This window comes from Acidovorax sp. KPB24-03 (genome assembly GCF_057546605.1).
Genome location: NZ_BAAJYR010000281.1, coordinates 1 through 4,583 on the forward strand (window position 1 = coordinate 1; position 4,583 = coordinate 4,583).

General features: G+C 68.5%; 5 protein-coding genes. 4 read left to right on the forward strand and 1 reads right to left on the reverse strand.

The annotated features are described in order from the left end of the window. From AC27KI_RS19150 to purH, 4 genes are all read left to right on the forward strand, one after another. A partial coding sequence (locus AC27KI_RS19150; RefSeq protein ID WP_487115294.1) for a cytochrome c occupies nt 1-487 on the forward strand: 487 nt, incomplete at its 5' end. Between the two features lie 123 nt (nt 488-610). After that, on the forward strand, nt 611-1,660 hold the full coding sequence (dusB, locus tag AC27KI_RS19155) for a tRNA dihydrouridine synthase DusB (RefSeq protein WP_487090407.1): 1,050 nt from the start codon (nt 611-613) through the stop codon (nt 1,658-1,660). Continuing rightward, nucleotides 1,657-1,890, forward strand: a complete 234-nt coding sequence (locus tag AC27KI_RS19160; RefSeq protein ID WP_005799570.1) for a Fis family transcriptional regulator — start codon at nt 1,657-1,659, stop codon at nt 1,888-1,890. Before dusB ends, AC27KI_RS19160 begins: the two co-directional genes overlap by 4 nt. 84 nt (nt 1,891-1,974) lie before the next feature. Then, the gene (gene purH, locus AC27KI_RS19165) at nt 1,975-3,600 is read left to right on the forward strand and encodes a bifunctional phosphoribosylaminoimidazolecarboxamide formyltransferase/IMP cyclohydrolase (protein ID WP_284408047.1); all 1,626 of its coding nucleotides are present in this window, start codon (nt 1,975-1,977) and stop codon (nt 3,598-3,600) included. A gap of 106 nt (nt 3,601-3,706) precedes the next feature. On the opposite strand, the gene AC27KI_RS19170 is transcribed toward purH, so the two are convergent. Further along, nucleotides 3,707-4,399, reverse strand: coding sequence for a pectate lyase (locus AC27KI_RS19170; RefSeq protein ID WP_487090408.1), 693 nt, complete (start codon nt 4,397-4,399; stop codon nt 3,707-3,709). Between the last annotated feature and the right edge of the window lie 184 nt (nt 4,400-4,583).

Here is a 4,583-nt window from a genome sequence, read left to right on the forward strand (position 1 = left end):
CGGTGCGCCCTGGCCCGCGCTGCCGGGCAAGGCGTCGGGCAAGGCGTCGGGCCCCGGCCCGTTCTACATCGTCTGGCCGGTAGCCGACGGCGTGCTCAGCGAGCAGTGGCCCTATGCCGTGGCCCGGCTGCACGTGCGCGAGGCCCCGGAAAAGCGCTGGCCCCGGATCGGCGTCGCACCCGAGGTGCCCGCGGGCGATGCGCGCCGGCGCGGCCAGGCGATCTTCGTGGCGCAGTGCTTCGTCTGCCACACCATGAACGGCGGCGGCGAGGCGCGCCTGGGGCCCGACCTGAACCTGCCGATGAGCCCCGTGGAGTACTTCCAGCCGCAGGCGCTGCGCCAGCTGGTGCGCAACCCGGCCAGCGTGCGCCAATGGCCCGGGCAGTCGATGCCCGGCTTTGCGCCGGACCGGCTCAGCGACAGCGATCTGGACGATCTGGTGAGCTACCTGCAGCACATGGCCCGCGAGCGCCGCGGGGCGCGCTGAAGAACGGCGCGGCGGGCCGCCGATGGGGGGCCGTGGCGGCGCCGGACGCACTTTTCATTTGCTGAAATTTTGAGCAGCTACAATCCTGCCTCCTTTTTCAGCACGCGCTGCCTCCCCCCTCCCATGCACATCGGCCACATTCCTTTGGCGAACCGCCTGTTCGTCGCCCCGATGGCGGGCGTCACGGACCGGCCGTTCCGCCAGCTGTGCAAGGCGCTGGGGGCGGGCTACGCGGTGAGCGAGATGGTCACGTCGCGCAAGGACCTGTGGGACAGCCTCAAGACCTCGCGCCGGGCCAACCACGAGGGCGAGCCCGGCCCCATCGCCGTGCAGATCGCCGGCACCGACGCGCAGATGATGGCCGAGGCCGCGCTCTACAACGTGGACCGGGGCGCCGAGATCATCGACATCAACATGGGCTGCCCGGCCAAGAAGGTCTGCAACAAATGGGCGGGCTCCGCCCTGATGCAGAACGAGGCCCTGGCCCTGGAAATCGCCGAGGCCGTCGTCGGGGCCTGCGCCCCGCGCAACGTGCCCGTCACGCTCAAGATGCGCACCGGCTGGAGCCAGGAGCACAAGAACGCCGTGGCCCTGGCCCGGGCGTTCGAGGGCGTGGGCATCCAGATGCTGACGGTGCACGGCCGCACGCGAGAGCAGGGCTATCGTGGCCAGGCCGAGTACGACACCATCGCCGCCGTGAAGGCCGCGGTGCGCGTGCCGGTGGTGGCCAACGGCGACATCACCTCGCCCGAGAAGGCGCGCGAGGTGCTGGCCGCCACGGGCGCCGACGCGATCATGATCGGGCGCGCGGCGCAGGGCCGGCCGTGGATCTTCCGCGAGATCGGCCACTACCTCGCGACGGGCGAGCACCTGGCGCCGCCGCTGGTGGCCGAGGTGCGGCGCCTGCTGCTGGACCACCTGCAGGACCACTATCGCCTCTACGGCGAGTTCACCGGCATGCGCAGCGCGCGCAAGCACATCGCCTGGTACGTGCGGGCCCTGCCCGGCGGCGAGGCGTTCAGGCAACACATCAACACCATCGAGGACTGCTCCGAACAGTGGCACGCGGTGGCCCACTATCTGGATGCGATCGGGCAACGGATGGACCGGCTGCCCCCCGCGCACACCGAGGACGCAGACCCCAGCGAAAAACAGGAAGACCTGGCGGCATGAGCAAGAAACACATCGAAGAGTGCGTGCGGGAGAGCCTGCAGGGCTACTTTCGCGACTTAGGGGGCGAGACACCGGACGGCATGTACGACATGCTGGTGCGCGTGGTTGAAAAGCCCCTGCTGGAAGTGGTCATGAGCCACGCCGACAACAACCAGTCCCGCGCCGCCGAATGGCTGGGACTGAACCGCAACACCCTGCGCAAGAAGCTGGTGGAGCACAAGCTGCTGTAACGGCGGTTGCTACATATTTAATAGCAATATGCCATAGTGGATATTGCGCTGAAGCCCGATTTCAATCAAACCCCACCCCCTGCCATGAACGCACTTCTCTCCGTCTCCGACAAGACCGGCATCGTTGAATTCGCCCAGGCCCTGCACGCGCTGGGCATCCGGCTGCTGTCCACCGGCGGCACCGCCCAGCTGCTGGCCAAGGCCGGCCTGCCCGTGACCGAAGTGGCCGAGGTCACGCAGTTCCCCGAGATGCTGGACGGCCGCGTGAAGACGCTGCACCCCAAGGTGCACGGTGGCCTGCTGGCGCGCCGCGAGCTGCCCGAGCACATGGCCGCGCTGGCCGCGCACGGCATCGACACCATCGACCTGCTGGTGGTCAACCTCTATCCCTTCGAGGCCACGGTGGCCAAGGCCGGCTGCACGCTGGCCGACGCGATCGAGAACATCGACATCGGTGGACCCGCCATGGTGCGCAGCGCCGCCAAGAACTGGAAGGACGTGGGCGTGGTGACCGACGCCGCGCAGTACGAGAGCGTGCTGGGCGAGCTGAAGGCGTCGGGAAAGCTGTCGGACGCATTGCGCTTCGGTTTGTCGGTCGCCGCGTTCAACCGCATCGCGCAGTACGACGCGGCCATCAGCGACTACCTCTCGTCCGTCACGTTCGAGGCCGAGAAGCTGGCCGAGGACTACGTGCCCGCCCGCACGGCCTTCCCCGGCCAGAGCAACGGCATCTTCACCAAGGTGCAGGACCTGCGCTACGGCGAGAACGGCCACCAGCAGGCCGCGCTGTACCGCGACCTGTACCCCGCGCCCGGCTCCATCGTCACCGGCGTGCAGCTGCAGGGCAAGGAACTCTCGTACAACAACATCGCCGACGCCGACGCCGCCTGGGAATGCGTCAAGAGCTTCGACGTCCCGGCCTGCGTGATCGTCAAGCACGCCAACCCGTGCGGCGTGGCCGTGGGGCTCGATGCCCTGGGCGCCTACGGCAAGGCGTTCCAGACCGATCCCACCAGCGCGTTCGGCGGCATCATCGCCTTCAATCGCCCGGTGGACGGCGCGGCGGCGCAGCAGATCGCCAAGCAGTTCGTGGAGGTGCTGATGGCCCCCGACTTCACCGCCGAGGCGCTGGAGGTCTTCAAGGCCAAGGCCAACGTGCGCCTGCTCAAGATCGCGCTGCCCCCGGCGCTGGACGCGGCGGAATACGCGCTGGGCAGCAACACGCCCTGGCACCGCGGCCGCAATGCGGTGGACGCCAAGCGCATCGGCTCGGGCATGCTGCTGCAGTCGGCCGACAACCATGAGCTGTCGATGATCGACATCAAGGTCGTCACGAAAAAGCAGCCCACGCTGGAAGAGATGGAAGACCTGCTGTTCGCCTGGAAGGTCGCCAAGTACGTCAAGAGCAACGCCATCGTGTTCTGCAAGGGCGGCATGACGATGGGCGTTGGCGCCGGCCAGATGAGCCGCCTGGACTCGGCGCGCATCGCCAGCATCAAGGCGCAGCACGCCAACCTCTCGCTGGCAGGCACGGTGGTGGCGAGTGACGCGTTCTTCCCCTTCCGCGACGGCCTGGACGTGGTGGTGGACGCGGGCGCGACCTGCGTCATCCAGCCCGGCGGCAGCATGCGCGACCAGGAAGTGATCGACGCCGCCGACGAGCGCGGCGTGGCCATGGTGTTCAGCGGCGTGCGCCACTTCCGCCACTGAGCCGGTCGGCAGGAACCTTCCCCAAGCGCGAAGGCCCTGCCAGCGCGGGAAAGGCAGACCCTGCCTTCCTGCGCTGGCAGGGCCTTCGCCGTTGCGGCGTGTCAGGTCACCCGACCGTCTGCACGGACTGGCGCACGCTGCCGGCGCCCTGCACCTTGCTGGGGTCACCCGCCATCACGTTCACCGGCGTCTTGCCGCCATCCACATCGGTGTTCGCGATGTTGACGGTGGAATGCCTGGAGTCGAAGCGGAAGGTGAAGGCCTTGAGGTTCTGCAAGGTCGAATCGGAGATGTCCACGTTCGCCGTGATCGGGTAGCCGCCGCGCGTGACCGCCAGCTGGCCGATGTTGTCGGCGTAGATGCCCTGGAGCTTCAGATTCACGTCACCATTGATCTGGATCGCCTTGTCGTGGCTGTTCTGGAACGACGAGTTCGTGATCTCCACCTGGGCCGGGCCGCTCGGAAGGTCCTTCGCCGAGATGCCGGCGCGCTGGGCGTCGACCGCCTTGTTCTCCGCGCCGTCCACGGTGACGAAATCGTCCCCGGTCTGCAGGCCGTGCACGTTGTCCAGCTTGGCATCGCCCAGCAGGTGGATGCCGTCCCCGCCCTTGAACTGCAGGTTCTTGATCGATGCGCCCGGCTCGAGGATGAACATCGGCAGTCGCGTCTCCGCGGTGCCGCCGCCGTTCAGCCCGGCGCCGGCGTTGAACAGCTTGCCCTCCCCGTCGTAGGTCGTGCCCGCCTTCACGATGATGGGCTTGTTCACCTCTTCCACGCCCGTGGGCTCGGCGACCTTCATGTTCGCCGGCGGCTTGGTGACGGCTGCATTCGTTGACGGGGATGGGGCTGCGGTGGGGGCTGACGACGGCGCGGTCGCCGGTGCCTTGCCGCCCGAACCCACCTCCGTGGGGGGGCGGCGGCGCAGGCGTCGGCGATGGCTTGGGCGCGTTCGCGATCGTGGACGGGTCGGGGCGTGGGCGCCG

Bases quoted from the DNA above. Each gene is read 5' to 3' on its own strand.
- dusB (WP_487090407.1), top strand. From the start codon at position 611: ATGCACATCGGCCACATTCCTTTGGCGAACCGCCTGTTCGTCGCCCCG.
- AC27KI_RS19160 (WP_005799570.1), top strand. From the start codon at position 1,657: ATGAGCAAGAAACACATCGAAGAGTGCGTGCGGGAGAGCCTGCAGGGC.
- purH (WP_284408047.1), top strand. From the start codon at position 1,975: ATGAACGCACTTCTCTCCGTCTCCGACAAGACCGGCATCGTTGAATTC.
- AC27KI_RS19170 (WP_487090408.1), bottom strand. From the start codon at position 4,399: ATGAAGGTCGCCGAGCCCACGGGCGTGGAAGAGGTGAACAAGCCCATC.